This window comes from Exiguobacterium sp. s128 (assembly GCF_018618815.1).
In the GTDB taxonomy this organism is placed as follows: domain Bacteria; phylum Bacillota; class Bacilli; order Exiguobacteriales; family Exiguobacteriaceae; genus Exiguobacterium_A; species Exiguobacterium_A antarcticum.
In genome coordinates this window covers 38,059-59,766 of the sequence record NZ_JACSMT010000016.1, presented here as the reverse complement: position 1 = coordinate 59,766, position 21,708 = coordinate 38,059, and the positions used below count along the sequence as shown (strand labels likewise).

18 protein-coding genes and 1 riboswitch are annotated in these 21,708 nt (G+C 48.8%); of the genes, 10 read left to right on the top strand and 8 right to left on the bottom strand.

The features are described 5' to 3' along the window. The first annotated feature begins 335 nt into the window (after nucleotides 1-335). Nucleotides 336-878: an ECF transporter S component gene (locus KNQ13_RS08185; protein ID WP_026830471.1), complete on the top strand. Its 543-nt coding sequence runs from the start codon at nucleotides 336-338 to the stop codon at nucleotides 876-878. Nucleotides 879-941: 63 nt separating this feature from the next. Here the strand turns inward: KNQ13_RS08185 and KNQ13_RS08180 are convergent, their stop codons facing one another. Next, nucleotides 942-2,435 (bottom strand): malate:quinone oxidoreductase, encoded by a 1,494-nt coding sequence (locus tag KNQ13_RS08180; RefSeq protein ID WP_026830472.1) that lies wholly within the window; start codon nucleotides 2,433-2,435, stop codon nucleotides 942-944. 233 nt (nucleotides 2,436-2,668) lie between these two features. Between KNQ13_RS08180 and KNQ13_RS08175 the strand changes: the two genes are divergently transcribed. After that, nucleotides 2,669-4,195 carry a cryptochrome/photolyase family protein gene (locus KNQ13_RS08175; RefSeq protein ID WP_026830473.1) on the top strand — a complete coding sequence of 509 codons (1,527 nt, stop codon included), beginning with the start codon at nucleotides 2,669-2,671 and terminating at the stop codon, nucleotides 4,193-4,195. A 145-nt stretch (nucleotides 4,196-4,340) separates the two neighbouring features. Here the strand turns inward: KNQ13_RS08175 and KNQ13_RS08170 are convergent, their stop codons facing one another. Further along, a complete protein-coding gene (locus KNQ13_RS08170) occupies nucleotides 4,341-5,708 on the bottom strand; it encodes an amino acid permease (protein ID WP_014971709.1) in 1,368 nt (455 codons plus the stop codon). A gap of 162 nt (nucleotides 5,709-5,870) precedes the next feature. Further along, a riboswitch (glycine riboswitch) is annotated at nucleotides 5,871-5,946 on the bottom strand. Between the two features lie 217 nt (nucleotides 5,947-6,163). On the opposite strand from KNQ13_RS08170, the gene KNQ13_RS08165 reads away from it, so the two are divergent. Continuing rightward, nucleotides 6,164-6,706 (top strand): histidine phosphatase family protein, encoded by a 543-nt coding sequence (locus KNQ13_RS08165; RefSeq protein WP_026830474.1) that lies wholly within the window; start codon nucleotides 6,164-6,166, stop codon nucleotides 6,704-6,706. 213 nt (nucleotides 6,707-6,919) lie between these two features. Beyond that, the gene (locus KNQ13_RS08160) at nucleotides 6,920-8,164 is read left to right on the top strand and encodes an MFS transporter (protein WP_026830475.1); all 1,245 of its coding nucleotides are present in this window, start codon (nucleotides 6,920-6,922) and stop codon (nucleotides 8,162-8,164) included. 41 nt (nucleotides 8,165-8,205) lie between these two features. On the opposite strand, the gene KNQ13_RS08155 is transcribed toward KNQ13_RS08160, so the two are convergent. The 3 genes from KNQ13_RS08155 to KNQ13_RS08145 are packed head-to-tail and all read right to left on the bottom strand — an operon-like array spanning nucleotide 8,206 to nucleotide 9,737. Then, nucleotides 8,206-8,724: an NUDIX hydrolase gene (locus KNQ13_RS08155; RefSeq protein WP_014971712.1), complete on the bottom strand. Its 519-nt coding sequence runs from the start codon at nucleotides 8,722-8,724 to the stop codon at nucleotides 8,206-8,208. Beyond that, the gene (locus KNQ13_RS08150; RefSeq protein WP_026830476.1) at nucleotides 8,725-9,234 is read right to left on the bottom strand and encodes an LURP-one-related/scramblase family protein; all 510 of its coding nucleotides are present in this window, start codon (nucleotides 9,232-9,234) and stop codon (nucleotides 8,725-8,727) included. It lies immediately after the preceding gene. A gap of 17 nt (nucleotides 9,235-9,251) precedes the next feature. Next, entirely contained in the window at nucleotides 9,252-9,737 is a 486-nt protein-coding gene (locus KNQ13_RS08145) for an LURP-one-related/scramblase family protein (protein WP_026830477.1), read from the bottom strand. 217 nt (nucleotides 9,738-9,954) lie between these two features. Between KNQ13_RS08145 and tnpB the strand changes: the two genes are divergently transcribed. The 3 genes from tnpB to KNQ13_RS08130 all read left to right on the top strand — a co-directional run bounded on the left by tnpB (nucleotide 9,955) and on the right by KNQ13_RS08130 (nucleotide 13,978). After that, a complete protein-coding gene (gene tnpB / locus KNQ13_RS08140; protein ID WP_214773212.1) occupies nucleotides 9,955-11,127 on the top strand; it encodes an IS200/IS605 family element RNA-guided endonuclease TnpB in 1,173 nt (390 codons plus the stop codon). 158 nt (nucleotides 11,128-11,285) lie between these two features. Next, the gene (locus KNQ13_RS08135) at nucleotides 11,286-12,881 is read left to right on the top strand and encodes an FMN-binding glutamate synthase family protein (protein ID WP_051590472.1); all 1,596 of its coding nucleotides are present in this window, start codon (nucleotides 11,286-11,288) and stop codon (nucleotides 12,879-12,881) included. A 101-nt stretch (nucleotides 12,882-12,982) separates the two neighbouring features. Beyond that, on the top strand, nucleotides 12,983-13,978 hold the full coding sequence (locus tag KNQ13_RS08130) for a tRNA dihydrouridine synthase (protein ID WP_026830479.1): 996 nt from the start codon (nucleotides 12,983-12,985) through the stop codon (nucleotides 13,976-13,978). A gap of 89 nt (nucleotides 13,979-14,067) precedes the next feature. Here KNQ13_RS08130 and KNQ13_RS08125 read toward each other — a convergent pair whose 3' ends face one another. The 3 genes from KNQ13_RS08125 to KNQ13_RS08115 form a co-directional block, all read right to left on the bottom strand. After that, the gene (locus tag KNQ13_RS08125; protein ID WP_026830480.1) at nucleotides 14,068-16,842 is read right to left on the bottom strand and encodes a glycoside hydrolase family 3 protein; all 2,775 of its coding nucleotides are present in this window, start codon (nucleotides 16,840-16,842) and stop codon (nucleotides 14,068-14,070) included. Nucleotides 16,843-16,846: 4 nt separating this feature from the next. After that, complete coding sequence (locus KNQ13_RS08120; protein WP_026830481.1) at nucleotides 16,847-17,956, bottom strand: alpha/beta hydrolase; 1,110 nt, start codon at nucleotides 17,954-17,956, stop codon at nucleotides 16,847-16,849. A gap of 256 nt (nucleotides 17,957-18,212) precedes the next feature. After that, nucleotides 18,213-19,409, bottom strand: coding sequence for a DUF4317 domain-containing protein (locus tag KNQ13_RS08115; RefSeq protein ID WP_026830482.1), 1,197 nt, complete (start codon nucleotides 19,407-19,409; stop codon nucleotides 18,213-18,215). Nucleotides 19,410-19,751: 342 nt separating this feature from the next. On the opposite strand from KNQ13_RS08115, the gene KNQ13_RS08110 reads away from it, so the two are divergent. From KNQ13_RS08110 to KNQ13_RS08100, 3 genes are all read left to right on the top strand, one after another. After that, the gene (locus KNQ13_RS08110) at nucleotides 19,752-20,384 is read left to right on the top strand and encodes an HNH endonuclease family protein (RefSeq protein ID WP_014971720.1); all 633 of its coding nucleotides are present in this window, start codon (nucleotides 19,752-19,754) and stop codon (nucleotides 20,382-20,384) included. Between the two features lie 15 nt (nucleotides 20,385-20,399). Beyond that, complete coding sequence (locus KNQ13_RS08105) at nucleotides 20,400-20,642, top strand: hypothetical protein (protein WP_014971721.1); 243 nt, start codon at nucleotides 20,400-20,402, stop codon at nucleotides 20,640-20,642. Nucleotides 20,643-20,844: 202 nt separating this feature from the next. Beyond that, a complete protein-coding gene (locus KNQ13_RS08100) occupies nucleotides 20,845-21,630 on the top strand; it encodes a hypothetical protein (protein ID WP_209548314.1) in 786 nt (261 codons plus the stop codon). The last annotated feature ends 78 nt before the right edge of the window (nucleotides 21,631-21,708 follow it).

Below are 21,708 nucleotides of genomic sequence, written 5' to 3'. Positions count from 1 at the left end.
TGGCATATAAAAAACTCCTCTCGTAGGGTTAGTATTCCATACCATCTTTCAAAAGAAGTTAGTCATTTTCTTAAGTTGACATCTATGGAGGCGCAAGCCGCGGCTTTTTACGACCAACAGGTCTTAAAGCCGGGTCTCGCCTGCCTCTGACAGCGCGTAAACGCGCTTTTTCCCGTAGAAGTCACGGAAAATCATCTTTTAGGTCTACGCTTTCATTATGAAAGATTCAGATTTAAACTGACCTCTATAAATTGTTCGAAATTGACACTTTTAGCTAGACCAGTTATCTGATAGATTGAGAGTATTCAAAATCTATCATAAAGAAGGTCAGGCACATGCAAAAAGCAGCACCGTATTCAAGCACTCGTACCCGGCAACTCGTCATCACTTCGATGTCGATTGCACTTGTTCTTGTCGCAACAATGTTCATCAATATCAAATTGCCCATCGCAGCGAATGGTGGACTGATCCACATGGGAACAGCCATGTTGTTCCTGATTGCGATTTTATTCGGTCCACGTACAGCACTTATTGCCGGCGCCGTTGGAATGGGGTTATTTGACATTCTGCTAGGCTATACCATTTGGGCACCTGGTACCATTATCGCTCGTGGACTTCAAGGGTTGATCGTTGGTTACATCGCTTGGTCCGGTGGTCGAAAAGGAACGAATGTCGCATTCAATTTGATCGGGATGATCGCTTCCGTACCGGTGATGTTGCTCGTCTACTTTGTTCATGAAGGAATTGCCTTCAGCAGTTGGGCGGCTCCACTTGCTTCAATCCCGGGAAACATCACGCAAAACGTCGTCGGTATTCTCGTCGCGATTCCAGTTGGAATTGCCTTGAAGAAAACACGTTTCTTCCGTCAACGCGGCTGATTTTACACAAGCAACCCCGTCCTCTTCAAGAGGACGGGGCTTTTTTGTTGCCAATAAATACTCTTAACGAATCGGTTGGGCTTCCGTCAATTCGAGCGTTTTCGTGGTTTCGGCATGGATTTGATCAAAGAGCTCTGGATTCGCGACGAGTGACGTCCCGTACGACGGAATCATTTCTTTGATTTTCGATTCCCACTCAGGCATTTGATCCGGGAAACACTTTCCGAGCACTTCCAGCATGACCGGTACGGCTGTTGACGCACCTGGTGAAGCGCCAAGCAACGCTGCGACTGAACCGTCTGCCGCACTGACGACTTCCGTTCCGAACTGGAGAGTCCCCTTGCCTTGCGGTGTATCCTTGATGACTTGGACCCGTTGACCGGCAACGACAACATCCCAGTCTTCGGTCTTCGCGTTCGGAATGAACTCACGCAGTTCGTTCATCCGTTGCTCTGTCGACAGTAAGACCTGCTCGATCAAATACTTCGTCAGTCCCATCTCTTTTGCGCCTGCCGCCAGCATCGTCAAGACATTGTTTGGTTTGACGGATGTGATCAAGTCAAGATTCGATCCGGTTTTAAGGAACTTCGGTGAGAAACCAGCGAACGGTCCGAACAAGAGTGACTTCTGACCGTCGATGTAACGTGTGTCTAAATGCGGGACAGACATCGGCGGCGCACCGACTTTGGCTTTCCCGTAGACTTTCGCATGGTGACGTTCGGCGATTTCTGGATTTTTACAGACGAGGAACAAGCCGCTGACCGGGAATCCGCCAATCTGTTTCGACTCCGGAATCCCTGTTTTTTGAAGTAACGGCAAGCTTCCGCCGCCGCCGCCGATAAAGACGAACTTCGCTGTATGGTGTTCGATCCGGTTGTCGCGTTCGTTTTTGACTTTGATTTCCCAACCACCGTCGACTCGTTTCAAGTCTTCGACACCGTGACCATAATTGATCTCGACATCGAGTTGTTTTAAGTGATCAAACAAAATCCGTGTCAGTGCTCCGAAATTGACGTCTGTACCCGAATCGATTTTAGTTGCTGCGATCGGCTCCGGTGACGTCCGGCCTTCCATGATTAACGGAATCCATTGTTTCAGTTGCTCCGGATCTTCCGAAAATTCCATTCCTTTGAACAACGGATTAGCTGAGAGCGCTTCCAATCGTTTTTTCAGGAATGTGACGTTTTCCGCTCCTTCGACCATACTCATATGTGGAATCGGCATGATGAATTCTTTCGGATTCGGCAAGACTTGTTCTTTGACGAGGTGCGACCAAAATTGGCGTGACAGTTGGAACTGTTCGTTGACCTTGACCGCCTTGCTGATATCAATCGTTCCGTCAGCATTTTCCGTCGTATAGTTCAGTTCGCAGAGTGCTGCGTGACCTGTCCCCGCGTTGTTCCATTCATTTGAACTTTCTTCCCCAGCACTCGCTAATTTCTCGAATACTTTAATGTTCATGTCTGGCGCAAGCTCTTTTAATAAGACCCCTAGTGTTGCGCTCATGACTCCGGCACCAATCAAAATAACATCTGTTTGTTTAGGCATACTGCTCATGATATCCTTCCTATCCCCGTTTGATATTATGGACCTGTCATACCAGTTGAAAGCGCTCGTATGACGACAACTTACCTTTCCAGTATAACCCTATCACAGGTCATTCATAAATTAAAATATTGGGTGTCTCCACTTAAAAAAAATCCACTTCCTGATATAAGGCGACACATCCGAAGACATACTTTCGGATAAACGGGCTATATACTCATATAGAAGAAAAAGGAGGAACGTGCATGGCAACGCGTTGGATTTTCGGCAATCAACTCAGTCACAGCTTACCGCTTCTGACGGAAGCGGATCCGAAAGAAGATATTATCCTGATGGTGGAGGCGACGTCGCGCTCCACCTGGAAAGCGTATCATAAACAAAAACTCGTACTGATTTTTTCAGCGATGCGTCATTTCGCAGAAGAACTTCGGGACAAAGGATTCACGGTCGATTACCGGGAAGCAGACTCGTTTGACGATGCGTGGAAGCAGCACCAGAAGACGTACCAACCGACGCATCTCCTGTATACAGCCATCACAGAAGAACCGATGCGCCGTGTCATGCAAAAATTTCAGGATACTCTCCCGAAAACGATCACCGTCGATGTCTGTTCCGATGTTCCGCTCTTTTTATTGACGCAAGACGAAGCGGTGTCGATGCTCGGAGATCAACCGTGGAAGATGGACCGCTTTTACCGGCAGCTTCGAAAGGACCGCCGACTGTTGATGAACGGAAACAAACCGCTCGGCGGAAAGTGGTCGTTTGACGCCGATAACCGAAAACCGGCGAAGGACGGCGTTGATTTTAAAGCACCGATCCGGTTCCGCCCGGATCAGATCACGCGTGACGTCATCCAAAAAGTCGAGACGTCGTTTGCCGACCATCCGGGTCAGCTCGATGCGTTTCATTGGCCGGTCACGCGAGCAGAGGCACAGCGGGCGCTCGCCCGTTTCATCGACGAACGGCTTGCGACGTTCGGGACCTATCAGGATGCCATGCTGACGGGAGAGGATACGTTATCGCACTCCCTGCTCTCTTCATCGATTAATATCGGCTTGCTGTCACCGGACGAAGTCATTCAAACTGTCGCCGCCGCACTGGAAGACCAGGACGCACCGCTCAATGCTGTCGAAGGATTCATCCGGCAGATTCTCGGTTGGCGCGAATACATGCGGGCCGTCTATTTGAGTCAGATGCCGGGTTACGAACAGGTCAATGTCCTGCAACATAACCGTGATTTACCTGATTTCTTCTGGGATGGTCAGACAACGATGACGTGTGTCGCAGAGTCGTTACGTCCCGTCATCGAAAATGCGCACAACCATCACATCCAGCGGCTGATGGTGCTTGGAAACTTTGCCAATCTGTTTGAGATTTCCCCGCAACAGACAGCGGACTGGTTCAACGAGATGTACATCGATGCCTACGATTGGGTCGTTCTCCCGAATGTCCTCGGGATGGCGTTGCACGCGGATGGTGGTCTCCTGTCGACGAAACCGTATATCGCATCGGCAAACTACATCCACAAGATGAGTGACTACTGCGGGAATTGCCCCTTTAATCAGAAGGATGCACTCGGTGAAAATGCCTGTCCGTTCAATGCCCTGTACTGGGACTTCATCGCCCGGCATGAGGAACGTTTTGCCGGCAACCCACGGATGACGATGATGTACCGGCAATGGGCGAAACGGAATCAAGCGGGTCAGCAGGCGATTCGTAAAAAAGCGACCGTATTGAAACAGCAGTTGGCGGACGGAGAATTTCACCGCTGAGTCTGTCACTAAGACAGCTCGACAAATAAGACCCGATTCCCTGTCTTCTTCGACAGGAAATCGGGTCTCTGTATTTCATCTCAGGAACGCGAGTGAAGAAAAAGGATTTCTTTTTCGTCAGACTCTGTTCTGTATTCTTCACCAATCACGCACTATGCCGTTCTGCTTTTTGATGTTTTTTTGTCCGCAGCTGGTACAAGACGAACAATCCGATGAACCAGACCGGTGTCAGGAGCAAGGCCGGACGTGTTTCATCCGCGACGAGCATGACGACTAGAATCAGCGTAAACAGCGCAAGCACGAGGTAGTTGACGAATGGTGTCCACGGTGCTTTGAATGTCGACGCCGCATGCAGTTCCGGCTGTGTCTTCTTGTATTTCAAGTGACAGACGAGAATGACACCCCAGACCCAGATGAAACAGATCGCACTGATCGTCGTGACGATGCTGAACGCTTGTCCTGGAATTAATTTACTTAATAACGCACCACCCGAGACGACCAATGTCGAGATGAACAAGGCATTTGCCGGCACGTGGTTTTTATTCAGCTTCGAAAAAGATTTGGGTGCTTGCTTTTGATTCCCGAGATTATACAAAATTCGGCTCGTTGAGAACATTCCGCTGTTACAAGCGGAAGCGGCCGACGTCAGGACAACGAAGTTGATGATTCCGGCAGCAAGCGGAATCCCGATCAGACTAAACGTCTTGACGAACGGACTTTCCGTTGCGTTCAGTCCTGTCCACGGGTTGATCATCAAGAGAATGAGCAAGGCACCGACGTAGAAAAATAGAATCCGTAACGGAATTTTATTGATGGCTGATGGAATATTCTTTTTCGGATCGGCCGTTTCTGCTGCCGAGACACCAACGAGCTCGACTCCGACATAAGCGAAGACGACCATCTGGAACGATAACAGGAACCCGGTGATGCCGTTCGGGAACATCCCGCCGTGCTGCCACAGATTCTTGACCGTGACCGGTCCGGCGTCGGTGTTAAAGCCAATCACGAGCAAGACGATCCCGACGCCGATCAAGGCTAAAATCGTGATGACCTTGATCAACGCGAACCAAAACTCGAGTTCCCCGAACAGTTTGACCGTCAAAAGGTTAAAACCGAGTAAAATCAACAAGGCGATGACGGCCGGAATCCACTGCGGGATATCAAACCAATATTTCACGTAGACACCGACCGCGATGACATCTGCCATCGCCGTCATGATCCAACAGAACCAATATGTCCAGCCGGTCACGAACGCGGCCCGCGGACCGAGATAATCTTCCGCGATATCCGTCAGTGACTGATAACCGGCTTTTGACAATAACAATTCGCCCAGTGCCCGCATGACGAAGAAAATCGCAATCCCGACAAGCAGGTAGGCAAATACAATCGACGGACCGGCCAGTTGAATCGCTTTCCCCGATCCTAAAAACAACCCTGTTCCGATCGTTCCACCAATCGCAATCAATTGGACATGACGATTCGATAAATCCCGTTTTAATCCTTGCTGTTCCAAACCAAAACTCCTCCTTTGATGATCTCTCTGTTTCCCTCGGTCAGACTGTTCTGTCAGTCCAACAAAAAAAGAGACTGGACGGGTGTCCAATCTCAAAAAAATCATCAGAATAGCAAATAATCATTTTCCGTATCAGCGATGCCAATACAAAAAACCAAAATTCAGTACTCTTCTGTCCTTTTGCCTGAGATTGTGAACCCTTCGGCGCCGTATACACGGTCTCTCCAGAAGCTGCTCCTGCCATAGTGTGACCCATGACAATCATAGCTTTCTTTTTTTATTCGGTTGCTGAGGTGACATAATCACCTGAATTGTTTCTAATACTAGTAATCTTGTGATCGTTTGTCAACCGTTTTATGTAATTCTTTCATTTCTTCTTTCATAACGTGAAACAGGACTTTCCCTTCCATTTCCAGAAGTCTCCTACAAGACTACAGCAGGAGGAGGAACTGATCGTGAAAACATACTATATCGTCCGCCATTGTGAAGCAACCGGGCAAGCTCCCGATGCTCCTTTGACGAAACAAGGTCAAAACCAGGCAGACGCACTCGCCGACTTTTTCAAGACCATCCCGGTCGACCGGATTGTATCCAGTCCGTTTCGCCGGGCACGGGAAACGATTTTACCTCTCGCCACTCTTCATGATTGTCCGGTTGAAATCGAGGATCAGCTTCAAGAACGGATTCTCAGCATCTCGCCTTTAAGCGATTGGCGCACTGCCTTACAGCAAACATTCGTCGACCTAGATCTCCGGTTTCCCGGTGGTGAATCAAGTCGTGAGACGATGGAACGAATGTCGTCTGTACTCGAAGAAGCGTTGCTCTATCCCGCCCGTCATACTGTACTTGTCACGCACGGAAATGCGATGGCCTTATTATTGAAATCAATCGATTCGACCTTTAGTTACGAGGACTGGAATCGGCTACGCAATCCCGAAGTGTATCGTCTCGTCCAGACGTCTGAGACTCTGATTTACGAACGGTTGAACTTCGGCTGAACAGAACAGTAAAAAGGTGAAAGGTATTTTTCATGTATTCGACAAACGCATACGAATACTTTTAACCTATTCTTTTAACTTATGGAAAACATAAGAATTATCTATTTTACTTCCCCTTCGAACTCCGCTACATTTAACGAATTGATAACAAGATGAAGTAATTCGAATCCCCGTGTACGCGGAGATTCGGCTTAGGAAAAGAAGGGGTATCTTATGTCTACACAATCCAATCATGCACGTAAAGGTTACTTGATGATGGCCGTTCTCTGGTTCGCGTATGCGACGTTCGCCATGAACTGGGTCGCTGGATCCTCATTAACACCACAGATTACGGCTCATTTCTTCGGAGACCGGACCGTCGATCCATTGATCTCACAACTCGTCAACTATTCAATCACGACAGCACGCGTTTTTGCGAATATCTTAGCAGCACTCATCCTGATGAAGCTTGGACCGAAAAAAGCACCGATGCTCGCCTTGTTGTTCTTGATGATGTCGATCGTTGCCATCTATCTGCCGAACTACTGGGCCTACACAGCAGCACGGATGGTCATGGGCCTTGGTGGTTCGATGGTCATCGTCTACATGAATCCGGTCGTCACCCGCTACATCAGTGATCCGACGGAAAAACTGCGGATCAATGCGCTGAATACCGTCTCCTATAATGTCGGAGCGTTCGTCGTTTCGTTACTGTTTACGTTTTTTGCGACACAGTTCACGAACAACTGGCAACTGACGTTGACGATTTTTGCTGCTTTGACAGCCGTCCTGTTCCTTGCCTGGTTGATCTTCAGTGAAGAATTTGATTTGAACACGGCAAGTGATCAAAACGAAGTCGTCACGGCCTACGGCTACGGGGATGCGATCAAAGATCGGTTCCTCTGGAAGTATGCTCTAGCGTTTGGTGGTTTCTTAACGCTCTATATCCTGTCGCTCGTCGGACTCAAACCGGTGTTTGATACGTATACGGAGTTAAACGGATCACTCGTCAATCTGCTCGTCTCCGGTGCCGGCATCATCGGGACGTTTGTCGGTCTGAAAATCGGAAGCCGTGGTACACCGCGAAAACCGATTCTTCTGATCAGCGGATTCGTGATGATCGGCAGTTTCATCGTTACGGTCGCGTTCGGCAACATTTCGCCACTCGTTTCGTATGTCTTTGCCTTCGTTTCCGGGTTTGCGATGTACATCCAGTATCCGATTTTCATGAATCTGGCCCACGAGATGAAGGGCATGACACCGCAAAAAATCACCGTCTTATTCGGTCTGTTCTGGGCGATTGCCTATGCGACGCAGACACTTTTTACGATTCTTTGGAGTTATACGCTCGGACAAATGGGATACACGGCTTCGATGGTCGTCTTTTTCCTTTGCTGTTCGACGTATCTGCTCTTCAGTGTCTTCTTACCGGAAACCAAACCAAAACAGGCGGTTCCGGCTTCGAAAAAAACAGCCTGATTCGCAACAATCCCCAGAGTCGTTCGCGACCTGGGGATTGTTTATTTTCGATGGGCACCGTATTGATGCCGTAAGATGAACAGTAACCGGATCAACGGTTCATGGTATGAAATGAACGTACCTTCCTTGATGCCGGCAATGATCTCGTCTTCCGTCGCCCACTTGACGGCTTGGACTTCTTCTTCCTGCAACGTCAGTGTCGTCAGATCAACGTCCGTTTCGATTAAGTAATAGTCGTCAAACCCCACTTCAAACGGAATCGTCATATGCGGACGCCGTCCTGCGAATGACAGGGATAGTCCCAGTTCCTCAAACAATTCACGCTCTGCTGCCGTTTGACTCGTATCTCCCGTCGTCGCACTGCCACCGACGCTAAGGTCCCACATATTCGGCCAGCCTGACTTAAACGGTTGGCGTTGTTGAATCAACATCTGTCCCTGTTGGTTGAAGAGACAGACATGAACGACGAGATGGTAGTCCCCGTCCTGCAACTCTTTCCCACGCGGCCATGTCCGTCCGGTCTTTTGACGGTCGGCTGTATAGATATCCCATTGCTCCATTCACTTCTTCCTCCCTGTCCAATTGTCAGAAAAGAGCGTGGAGACCGTCTTATCCGCTTTCGCCCGGTCCAGTCCGAGCACGACACTTAAAAACAGTACTTCTGCTGCGTCATCGAATACCGTCAGTTCGTACTGTTTTCCGAAGCGGACCCACCGTCTTTTGCCTTGCCCGATTTTGTTTCCCTGGTACATGACGCTAAATGCCATCGTCGACCAATTGATGTCGATTTTTAGTTCACGGCTGTCAATCCGGTAATCTGAAAAGATAAAAGCACCTGTTTTTTGGATCGTCGCGATGACACGTCCGTCGACTTCCACGAGGACATGCGGCAACATACTGAATGTTTGTTTCGTTACACGACCGACCTTTGTTTTTTTATGAAGGAGTTGCCAGTTTTTCTGCATTTGAAATACTTGTCCCGTCACTTCATACGTAATCTGTCCGGCTTCATCTTGAATCGTGAATCTCCTGTTTAACTCAAACGTCTGTTTCATCAAAAGTTGCTTCATCCGTCTCTCCTATTCTGTTAAGACGACGCGTTTGCCGCATCGTCTGCCTTCACACAATCAATCGCAACGACGAGCGCAATCAGAATCGTCTCCATCGCGGCATCAATCACCTGAATTTCGTAGCTGTCGCCAAACGACAACCACTTTTTCTCAACCTGTCCGACGACTTCCCCTTGCCGCTTGACCTGGAAATCCATGTCCCACCAGTTTCCGTCAATCTCGATTCCAGCTGCGTCAATCGTATAACGGGCTTTGAACAACGAAAATTCCTTTTCGATCGTCATCGTTTGTCCATCGACCTCAACAAAAAACTTCGGTCGGAGGCTGAACGTCTTTTTCGTGATCGTCGCCACTTCTTCCCCATCCGTCGTCGTAATCGAAAACGACTTCGGAATTTTCATGAAGCTGCCTTCGACGAGATACTGATCCTGTTCTTGTTCATCCTTAATCGAAAAACGGCCTCGTAAACTCAGTGCTTTCTGTTTCATGTACAGTGTATGCATCCGACTTCATCCTTTCGTCTGTCCAATCAGCCTGCCCGATTCTCTTCCGGCACCCCCGGTAGTTAGGTTTGCATTCCATATACAAGTGGTATCGAGATACAACAGTCCTCTCTATCAAAATTAGGCGAGAGTACTCCCACTTCTAAACGAAGTGAAAGTGGGAGGTGAATCGCCCCCCTCCCTTTCGGGTATAATACCTTTCAAGGAGGTGAAAATCATGTTGAAGCATAAGGCCTACAAATTCAGAATCTACCCGACAAAAGAGCAGGAAATCCTGATCGCGAAGACCATTGGTTGTTCGCGCTTCGTCTTCAACCACTTTTTAGCGAAGTGGGATGAGACGTATAAAGCGACAGGCAAAGGACTGTCTTACGGTTCTTGTTCGAAAGAAATCACGATGCTGAAGCAAGAGTTCGACTGGCTGAAAGAAGTCGATAGCCATTCGCTTCAATCGAGTGTCAAACACCTGACCGATGCGTATGACCGCTTCTTCAAGAAGCAGAACGAACGGCCTCGATTCAAATCGAAGCGCAATCCCGTCCAATCCTACAAGACCAATATCGAGAAGAAGAACCAACTTCTCGAAGTCTCGATTGTCGGCAGCAAGTTAAAACTCCCGAAGTTGAAGTGGATCCGTTTCGCCAACTCGAGGCAGGTCGCAGGACGCATCTTGAACGCGACCATCCGGCGTAACGCTTCAGGAAAATACTTCGTCTCCCTGCTCGTCGAGCAGGAAATCCACGAACTGCCGAAGACCGGTTCATCCGTCGGCGTAGACGTCGGGTTGAAGAACTTTGCCATCCTGTCGGACGGTACGGTATACAAGAACGACCGCTACTTCCGTTCGCTCGAGAAAAAGCTGGCGCGCGAGCAACGCAAGCTCTCTCGTCGTCAGCGCATGGCCTTGGACAAGAAAGTGAAACTTTCCGAGTCGAAGAACTACCAGAAGCAGAAGCGAAAGGTCGCCCGCATCCACGAAAAGATTGACAACAAGCGAACCGACTTCCTTCACAAGGTATCCACCGAGATCGTCAAAAACCACGACGTCATCGGAATCGAGACCTTGCAGGTGAAGAACATGCAGAAGAACCGCAAGTTGAGCAAGTCCATCTCCGAGGTCAGTTGGTCGGAGTTCTTCCGCATGCTCGAATATAAGGCGGACTGGTGCGGGAAGAACGTCGTGAAGGTCGGGAAGACCTTTGCTTCCAGCCAACTGTGCTCCAGTTGCGGACATCAACACAAAGACGTGAAACATCTTGGCTTGCGTGAATGGACATGTCCGAATTGCGGGATCCACCACGACCGTGATGTGAACGCAGGACTGAATCTTAAACGAGAAGCTAAACGCATCTTGGCTTCTTCAACCGTCGGGACGACGGGGCTAGCCTGATCAGGTTTCGACCGTCAGGTCGAATAACTCAGGAATCCCCCACCTCTAAGCAAGGCGTAGGTGGGGGTAGTTCAACGTATCCTATCCGACAGATATGCCCTTCCATCCCTTCCCATCCTCATCACTCCGCCGCTCTGTCCTTTGAAGGAGGCACTCCTATGTCGACCGATACAATCATTCTGACGATCATCCTGACATTGATTTCGCTCATCCTCTTCGTCCCGCTTTCACTTGGTCTGTATCTCTGGAACATCGATCACAGACAACAAGAACATTCCATCTTACGGAACTTCCCGGTTCTCGGGAAAATCCGTTATATTCTCGAAAAGATTGGTCCAGAACTCCGGCAATATTTGTTCCTCAACAACAATGAAGACAAACCGTTTTCCCGGAATGATTACAAAACAGCGGTATTATCCGGTAAATATAATACGCGGACGATGGGGTTTGGTTCCGAACGGGATTTTGAACAAGCGGGTTTTTATCTCCAAAATGCGCTTTTCCCGACCAATCGGCAGGAATTGCGGGTCGACAATCAGTATACGGTCTCGACGCATTTGTATCAGCTCGATCAAGATAATCTGTTGACACGAAAAGAACATCTGGTCGAAAAACAAATCGCTCCTTTTTTACTCCCGGCACGTGATGCTCCGATTATCGGTGAACATACCTGTCGTCAACCGTTTCAAGTGTTTGGATTGATTGGTCAATCCGCGATGAGCTTTGGCGCCCTCGGGGACCGGGCGATCACAGCTCTATCAATCGGTCTCGGACGCGCACGTGGGACCTGGATGAATACCGGGGAAGGCGGATTATCCGACTATCATCTAAAAGGGGACGTCGACATCATCTTCCAGATTGGTCCCGGACTTTTTGGTGTCCGGACGGAAGACGGGACCTTTTCGCTCGAGGAATTCAAAAAGAAAAGTGAGCTGACACAAATCAAAGCGTTTGAGTTGAAACTCGCCCAAGGTGCAAAAACACGCGGTGGACACCTCGAAGGAGAAAAGGTGTCGGCTGAAATCGCGGCGGTCCGGAACGTCAAAGTCGGCGTCAGTATCGATAGTCCGAACCGATTCAACGAATTCAAGACAGCAGAAGAGATGCTCGCCTTTGTTGAACTGTTGCGCGAAACAGGCGGCAAACCAGTCGGGATCAAACTCGTCGTCGGTAACCTTCATGATCTTCACGAACTTGTCGCCTACATGGCGGAGTCCGGAAAACATCCTGATTTCATTACCGTGGATGGGGGCGAAGGCGGGACGGGGGCGTCGTTCCAAGAACTCGCGGATGCAGCCGGTTTACCACTCAAGTCGGCCTTGCCGTACCTGCATCAGTTACTCGTCGCTCACGGCATCCGTGACCGGATCAAACTGTTTGCTTCCGGAAAACTCATCAGTGCCGATAAGATTGCCGTCGCCTTAGGGCTCGGCGCTGATTTCGTCAACATCGCCCGCGGATTGATGTTTAACGTCGGCTGCATTCAAGCACAGGTCTGTCATACGAACCACTGTCCGGTCGGGGTCGCGACGACCGATCCGAAACTCCAGCAAGCGTTGATCGTCGATGAAAAAAGTTTTCGGGTGACGAACTACATCATCTCGTTGCGGGAAGGTTTGTATAACTTGACCGCCGCTGCCGGACTAACCTCTCCGACCGAGTTATCGGCAGCACATATCATCTATAAACAATCAAACGGACAAGTCACACCCGCCACCGCCTTGATTCATTATCCGACACCCCCCCTTTCCTAAACCATCCACTTGCACTTTTTCTTTATTACGCTTAAAGTGTATAGTTGATGAAATTTTAATTGAGCAAAACGAATTACCTTAAGGAAAGGGTTTTATATACGATGAAAAACAACTTTTGGCAGGACCTGCCACGACCATTTTTTGTACTTGCACCAATGGAAGATGTCACGGACGTCGTCTTCCGTCACGTCGTCGCGAAAGCGGCACGACCGGATGTCTTCTTTACTGAGTTCACGAACACCGAAAGTTATTGTCACCCGAAAGGCAAACAGAGTGTCCGCGGACGCCTTGAGTTCACGGAAGATGAACAGCCGATGGTCGCCCATATCTGGGGCGACAAACCGGAATATTTCCGTGAGATGAGTATCGGGATGGCGGAAATGGGCTTTAAGGGTATCGACATCAACATGGGCTGCCCGGTTCAGAACGTCGCCGTCAACGGAAAAGGATCGGGGCTGATCAACCGTCCCGATGTCGCCGCTGAACTGATTCAAGCAGCAAAAGCCGGCGGTCTGCCGGTCAGCGTCAAGACACGTCTCGGTTACTCGAAAGTCGAGGAGTGGCACGACTGGTTACGCCACATCCTCGAGCAAGACATCGCCAACCTTTCGATTCACTTACGCACGCGCAAAGAGATGAGTGCCGTCCCGGCGCACTTCGAACTGATTCCGGAAATCAAGAAACTCCGGGATGAAATCGCGCCGCAGACACTCTTGACAATCAACGGAGATATCAACGACCGGCAACACGGTCTTGAACTCGTCGAGCAGTACGGTGTTGATGGTGTGATGATCGGACGCGGGATTTTCCATAATCCGTTTGCGTTCGAAGTCGAAAAGAAAGACCATTCGAGTGAAGAATTACTTGATCTGTTACGTCTGCAACTCGACTTACACGATCAGTATTCATCTGAATTCGAACCCCGTCTCTTCAAGCCGCTGCGTCGGTTCTTCAAGATTTATGTCCGTGGTTTCCGCGGCGCCAGCGAATTGCGTGCCCGTTTGATGGACACGAATTCAACGGATGACGTTCGCGCACTCCTTGACGAGTTCGTCGAACAAGAAGGCATTCACGCTGTTAATTCGTTTTCGATTTAAGAAAAAAATAGAAGCACAAAAAGAGAGAAGCAGCTTAGGCATCGCTTCTCTCTTTTTGTCGTCCCTGTTTTTTAGATATTGTGACACACTTACCCGTTTTTCATATGGAATGACTCTGTTAACGTGAACGTAATGTTTTTGAGCTCAAGCCCGCCAAGTGCAAAGTACAGCTTGAAGTAGTTGTGCGGATTAAAGACGAAGACGTCTTTCGTCTGCGTCACCCATTCGCCGTTTGTCCCGTTGAATGTAAACGTTGCGACTGGCATATTGTTCGCAAACAACGTCACCGGCATCTGCGCCAGTTCACCGGCATATGACCGGGCCTCGAACGTGACGTGATACATTCCCGTTTCTTCTGCCGTGACGGCAAAGACATGACTGCTTCCAGTCGACGTATCGAGTTCATCAAATACGATCGGGACGCCGCTCTGAAGTTGCTGATGCGTCACCGCCTGTTCGTTGAGCTCATCTGTTTCTTCCGGTAATCCGGTGACGTCGACTGTCGATTCTTGACCGAGCGTCCGTTCCATGACCGGTGACCGCAAGATGAACTGACAAATGTTCGCCGCACTCCGTAACAATTCCGCCCGTGTCAACGTACCGTCTGCAAGCGACGACAACGTATCATCCTCAAACGGATTCGCACCCGGTTCCCCGACGACCATGTAGAGATCGTTTTGCGAACGGACCATCGTCGCCGTCTGTTGACGATTGGCTTCCGTTTCTTCCGTATTAATCTTCGCCCACCAGTCGGTCATGACGACACCGTCAAAGCCCCACTCATCACGGAGAATCCGCGTGTTCTGATCATACAATCCAGCGGTCCACAGTCCGTTGACGGCACCGTATGTCGTCATGATGGCATAGGCCTGTCCCCGTTTGACGGCATGCTCAAATCCTTTGAGATAAATCTCACGCAAAGCCCGTTCCGAGACAATCGAATCGAGATCATGGCGATGGAATTCCTGATTGTTGGCACTTAAGTGTTTAAGCGTTCCGGTCACACCGACCCGGTGCATGCCGTCGAGCTGGGCGACGGCCATCATTCCTGTCAGGTGCGGATCTTCCGAGAAGTATTCGAAGTTCCGGCCGTTGAGCGGATGACGGTGAATGTTCATCCCTGGTCCAAGCAATGTATCAATGCCGTTTTTCCGGAGCTCGAGTCCTGTCATTTCAAACAGGTCCGCTACGAGATCCACGTTGAACGTCGAGGCGACAAGCGTCCCGTTCGGTAACGAAAAGGCTTTTGTTCCGATATCCATCCGGATGCCGGACGGGCCGTCGGCACAGCAGGCTGCCGGAATACCGAAGGCCGTCAACCGATCGGTGACACCGCCAAAAGCAGCCGCCGTGCCCGGAGTGACACGCGGTGAGTTCATCCCCTCACCGCGGACGATCGCCGCGAGATCCTCATCCGTTAACTGATCGAGGAAAACGTCGAGTGATGTGTTGCCTTCGTAGACATCTTTCAGTGTCAGTCCTTGATCGTCCGAGTACGTTCGATCAGCAGGTCGCTCGGCTAAGCGACGGGCTTCCGGATCCATCTTCCGTAGCGGTGTTGCTTCGTACGTGACGTCATACCCGGTCTCTGTCTGTTGCGGCTTTAACCGGTCGAATGCCGTGACCGGTGACATGTTCTCGCTTAACGTCTCGGTGACACGTAACGTATCGATCGTTTGCGTCGCCACGTGCGCCGCTGTCCGGACGTCCGTGCCGACGTACAGGTGATAGGCCCCTGCTTCGATGACGTAAGATGATTTATGGCCGGTCACACCAGCATCATCGTAACTTGCATATTCCGTCAGTGGAACGGTCAACGTCAAGGTCTCCTGTTGACCCGGTTCGAGCTGCTGCGTTTTCGCAAAGGTCACGAGTCCGCGGACCGGATTGCCGAGTTGTCCCTGTGGTTTCTCAAGGTACACCTGCACGACTTCTTTCCCGCTGCGCGTCCCTGTATTCGTGACGGCAACCGTTAACGTCACCTGTTGCTCCGTCATATCGACCGTATTTGTTACGACATCAAACGTCGTATAAGATAAGCCAAATCCGAACGGATAGAGGACGTCGTCCTTCGCAAACGTCTCGAAGTAACGGTATCCGACATAGATGTCTTCCTTGTAAATCGCCCGGTCCTCATGGCCGAAATACGGTGTTGACGGGTACGCGTCGAGGGAACGGACAATCGTATCCGGCAGTTTCCCGGATGGTGTGACCGCACCTGTCAAGAGATCGACTAGTGCATTGCCGCCTTCCATTCCGCCTTGCCATCCATACAAAATCGCACTCGGGTTAAAATCAAGTGCCCACTGCATGTCGATGACATTGCCGACGTTTAACAAGACAACCGTCTTCGGGAACGTCTGCGAGACTTTTTCGATCAATGTCAATTCGACGTCCGTCAGCAGGTAACTGCCCGGGTCTGCCGTATTGTCACGGTCTTCACCCGCCGTCCGACCGATCATGACGATGGCGACATCCGACTGCCCCGCTGCCTGAGTGACGACTTCATCCGTGACGGACATTTCTTCCTGCGACCATGGTTCCGCCGCCCAGCCTTCGCCTTTATCAAACGGATGGTCCTTGAGCCATGCCTCGTAGACGTCGAGCAATGATTGGTTCACCGTCAGGTCCGGGTGTTGCTGCAGGGCTTCCAGCGGACTTGTCACGTGCGACACGTTGACCATCCCACCCGATCCCGTTCCGCTTTTATAATAATTAAACTGATTGCGTCCGAAGACCGAAATCGTCGTCCCCGCTAAGAGCGGCAACGTCTGTTTGTCATTTTTCAGAAGGACCGCACCTTCTGCGACCGTCTGCCGGGCCAGTGCCGTATAAGCGTTCCAATCTAATGTATATGTCGTCATCTGCTCATCTCCCTATGGTTTTTGTATCAGATTTCATTACAGCAAACCGGCCTTTCAGACCGTTCGCGATTTCCGTGATGCAGTCTTCCGCTTGCGGATACTGTCCGAGTTTTTCGATAAAAGCATGATCCATGCCGTTATATTGAATCCGTTTTGTTTTAACGCCGGCACGTGCGAGTTTCCGTCCATACGCTTCGCCTTCGAGACGGAGATAATCATATTCCGCCGTGATGATCAATGCTTCCGGTAGTCCTGCCAGCTTGTCGCTGAAGAGCGGGGACACATGCGGATCCTGGACGTCCGTCGTCCCTTGCAGGTATAGGCGGTTCAACAAGCCATCCGTGTCTGCAAGAGCTGTGACGATGCCTTCGAGGAGTTCCCGATTCTCGTTCATTTCATAGTCATCAAGACGCCACTCGAAATCATCTGTCGGCAAAGCGGCGAGATTGACGACCGGGTAGAGCAGGACTTGATACTGGATCATCCGTGTCTGCTGTTCGCGGTCAAGCAGGGCACAGACGGTCGCTAAGTTTCCACCGGCACTGTCCCCGGCGACAGCCAGTTGTGTGCGGTTGATTCCGAGCTCTTCCGCCTGTTCGTAAACCCATGTGACGGCAGTGAAACAATCGTTCAGACCGGCTGGAAATGGGTGTTCCGGTGCTAAGCGATAATCGACGGAAATGACGACGACGTTCGCCCGCTCCGCTAAAAGCCGACACGGATGTTCGACCGGTTCAAGCGTTCCACCAAAAAAGCCGCCGCCGTGAAAATAGACAACCGCCGGTAGCAGTTCCGTCGACTGGGGACGATAGACCCGCGCCAGAATCGGTTGCGCGACGCTTGGAATCAACACTTCTTCTGTCGTGATCACCGTCGTCGTTAAATCTGTATTGACCCAGCCCATCCCGGCCCGCGCTGCTTCCAGTGAAAACGGGACAGATTCAGCTAGGTGCTCTTGTTGCTGCTTGAGCGTGACTGCTAAGACACGCGGATCAAGTACCCCACGTTCTTTTCGGTCGGGCACCGGTTTGATGACGACTTGAACACCGTCTTGCAGCTCACTCGTCATGTCCGTCGCTAAAAGATCAACCAGTTTATTGTAGTCCTGCGCCATGAATCTTCCTCCTTCAACCGAATCATATTCCTGCTTATCAGAGATATCTCATTTGTCAAAATAAGTATCGAAACCGCTTTCGTAAATAATTAAAAAAAATGTTCGATATCTTTTTTTCTCAAAAAGATACCGCTTACAAAATCAATCATACGCATCTTCATCCGATTAATCAATCATTCTGGATGATTCAAAAAAAGGCACCCGTCTTTCGTGTACTTTCCTTGTCGGAATGACGCGAAACGAGTGCCTTTTTTAATTAACTTAAAATATTTTCTTCCGAGACAAGCTTGAAACCGTCGATGATCGTGTCTTCCTCAACTTCGATCAAGAGACACTGTTTCCCGTTGTAATTGACTTGTTTGATGTACTTCAAGTCTTGTGGACTGACGGAGATGTTCGCGACTTTTGTATTGATTTTGATCGATTTTGCTTCGTAGTTCGGGACGATGTTACTCGCCTTCATCTCATATGCCGTATCATCGATGACCGTCTTGAAGGCCTGTTCGACCTGTTCCGTGCTGATGTCTTCGATGCCGCTTGCTTTTAAGACCCGTTCCACTTCTTTGACGTTAAGCATCGGAATGTCTTCCGCCTCATCTTCCTTCTCGTCTTCTACGACGAGCAGATGATTCACTTCCTCGTAGACACCCGCCAGTGTTTTCGAATCAACTGATTCGCCGATGACGAGTTTGACGATCTCTTCAAACACGGCTTTGTCTTCTTCCGCCGTCACGATCTGGTCACCGTTCAAGACGTTTTCGATAAACAGAAGGTCCGGTTTGTTTGGTTTGCTTGCCGTATAGAGGACACGGTTGACGTCCGCCGCGTTGTCCGTAAAACACGGGAATAAAAAGCCGCCGATTGGTGAAGCCAGTTTGATGACCGGATTGATCAGCAGGTTCGACTTGAACTCGAGATCGACATAGTCAAAGACAAGCGACTGTTTCGGCAGTTCCGTCTGATTGAGACTGCTGAGAATGAACGGTGTCGTATAGACTTCATCGTTCTTATCGACTTCCGTCTCGTCCGCCTGCCGTTTCGTTGTCTTGTAATACTGTCCGCGGATGAAGGTGACAACAATATCGTTGTCGTACTGGACGTCCTGGACCATCTTCAATGCAATCTGTTGCATCTGTTCCGTCCAGTCTTCCGTCTCTTCCGTGTACAATCCTTCATACAGCAGTTGCTGCGTATGTCCGGTCGCCCCTTCTTCCGGTTGCTGGAACTTGACCTCAAACAGCTTGATGTCGAGTTTCCCGGTCAGGACTTTCTTGAAGTTCGCGAGGAACAGCTCCTGTTGCTCGAGTTCGAGAAAAGCGAACGGTCGGCTTTCTTCGTAGAATATTTCACTCGTTTCCTTGCGGATATATACGTTATAAATTTCGTTGATTTTAAGTAGTTCCGAGTCGACCTTAAAATGGCGACGGATATCACTGATGTCTTGTTTGTTCATGGTACGGTCTCAGCTCCTTGGCGTTTGAATTCCTGATAACTTCTCAACTCATGTCCGAATCGAACAGAGGTACCCCTTTACTATACAAGAGTTGAATTTTTTTATGTTGAAAGTCCCAGCAATTTTAAATCATTCACTTTGTTTTTTGTCTAATATTGATTTTATTTTTTTAAGTAATTCCTTTCTCTATTACTTTGGACCTAATTCCAAAAAAATATTTTTAATAAAAAGTATTCAACTTTTATAATATTTACATTATTTTAACCCTATCCAAAATGTTCAATGGGATACTGGGAGATGTGAGAGATTTCTTTCACGACCATACATAAGAGGAGGCAGTTCATGTTCCAGAAACTCAAGTTACTCGCCGTATCGTTTGTTTTGTTCCTCACTGCATTTCAGTTCGACCTCTCACCCGTTTCCGCCCTTCCGTCCGGTATTCCGTCAAAAGCGACGGCGCAATCCGAGCTCAACGCGTTGACAGTCAAGACCGAAAGCACGATGATCGGTTACTCCCGTGATCTCTTCCCGCATTGGAGCAGCCAAGGAAGCGGCTGTGATACCCGACAAGTCGTCTTGAAACGTGATGCGGATTCTTATGTCGGCAACTGTCCGGTCACGTCCGGCTCATGGTACAGTTATTATGATGGACTGACATTCACGAATCCGTCCGATCTCGACATCGATCATGTCGTGCCGCTCGCGGAAGCATGGCGGTCAGGTGCAAGCAGTTGGACGACAACGACACGTCAGGCGTTCGCAAACGACCTCAACGGTCCGCAATTGATTGCAGTCTCCGCAAGTTCGAACCGTTCAAAAGGTGACCAGGATCCGTCAACATGGAAACCAACCCGTGCCGGCGCAAGCTGTGCGTACTCGAAGATGTGGATCAACACGAAAAGCCGTTGGGGCTTAAGTCTCCAATCCTCTGAAAAAACAGCACTGCAAACGATGCTGAACACGTGTACTTACTAAGAAGGAGTCGATTCGATGGAAACGAAAACCTCTACTTTCACCGCCACGCATGGCGTGATGACGAATGAAGTCGGCGTCATCAGCGGCGAACTGGAATTACGGACGACCTGCCAAGAAGATGGCAAACTCGAACTCGCCATCTCCTACGTCGGCTCAACCGACGTTTACACATTACCCGGCAAGGATTATCAGCTGCATGATGTCCGCGACCACGAAGTCGTGCACCGGATGCTCGCGACGGTGCTGGAACGGACATAAAAAGTATAAAACAATATAATTCTTTTGATATCTCCCTTATAAAGATAAGCAGTTCAATGAATCTGCTTATCTTTATAAAGGGATTTTTCATTACAACACATCTTTAGAAATGCTATCTCATTTCTTAAACACGGAATTTACATACCCATAGTTTAGATAGTGCTATTATTTGGTAATAATGTTTAAAGGAGGCGATATAGAAATGGATGATTCAGTTACTCGACTGCTCATGAAAAAAGTAAAAAAGTATAAGAAATGGACAGAGGAAGGGTTTGTCAATCCGGTGTATTGGATGGTAAATGGAACACCTTATTATATGGCTGGATTTACTAAGAATAATGCTCCTGTGGCAACAGCATATTTGACAATCGGTGATGAAAAGCTAGACGAGGCATTAGAGGCTCAAAGACACTTGGCGATTTTTGCCGACTTAAATAATAATATATTTGATATCGGAACAGTTTTTTTAAAAATTAATTCAAACTATTTTACACAACCGCTCAGTATACCTGTTGATGACGCTAATTTGTCTGTATTGACTGGAAAAGAAGCATTTTCAGAGCTTTGGAAAAATCAGCAAAAAATATTTTCGTTAGTAACTGAATATAAGCAATATTATGAGAGCGATATATTAATACGTCGGGAAATCTTTATGAAAGACATTATTAAAACACAGGAAGCAGCAAATTTATTGACACTTTATCAATACTTAAATTTAAAAATTTTACTTGATAACAATGATGAAATACATGCTTTCTCTTCTTTTTTAAAGACAACGAAACAATGGAGGAAACTTGATCGACAATCTAAAAAGTTCGTTCAAGGAATTAGTGGTAATCCTGGGGAAATGCGTAAGAGCATGGACAATCTGAACCTTATCATAGATGACGATTTTGAAACCATGATAACCTTGAATTACAATAAAATGATAGAAGAAAATAAACCAATAATTGAAGGGCAGCGAAAATACATACGCTATCCTAAATAATCTACAGGTCGTTATACATTTTTCACTTACTCGTTACTAAAGATTAAAAATACGTCGATTGATGTTGCTCCTATTTAT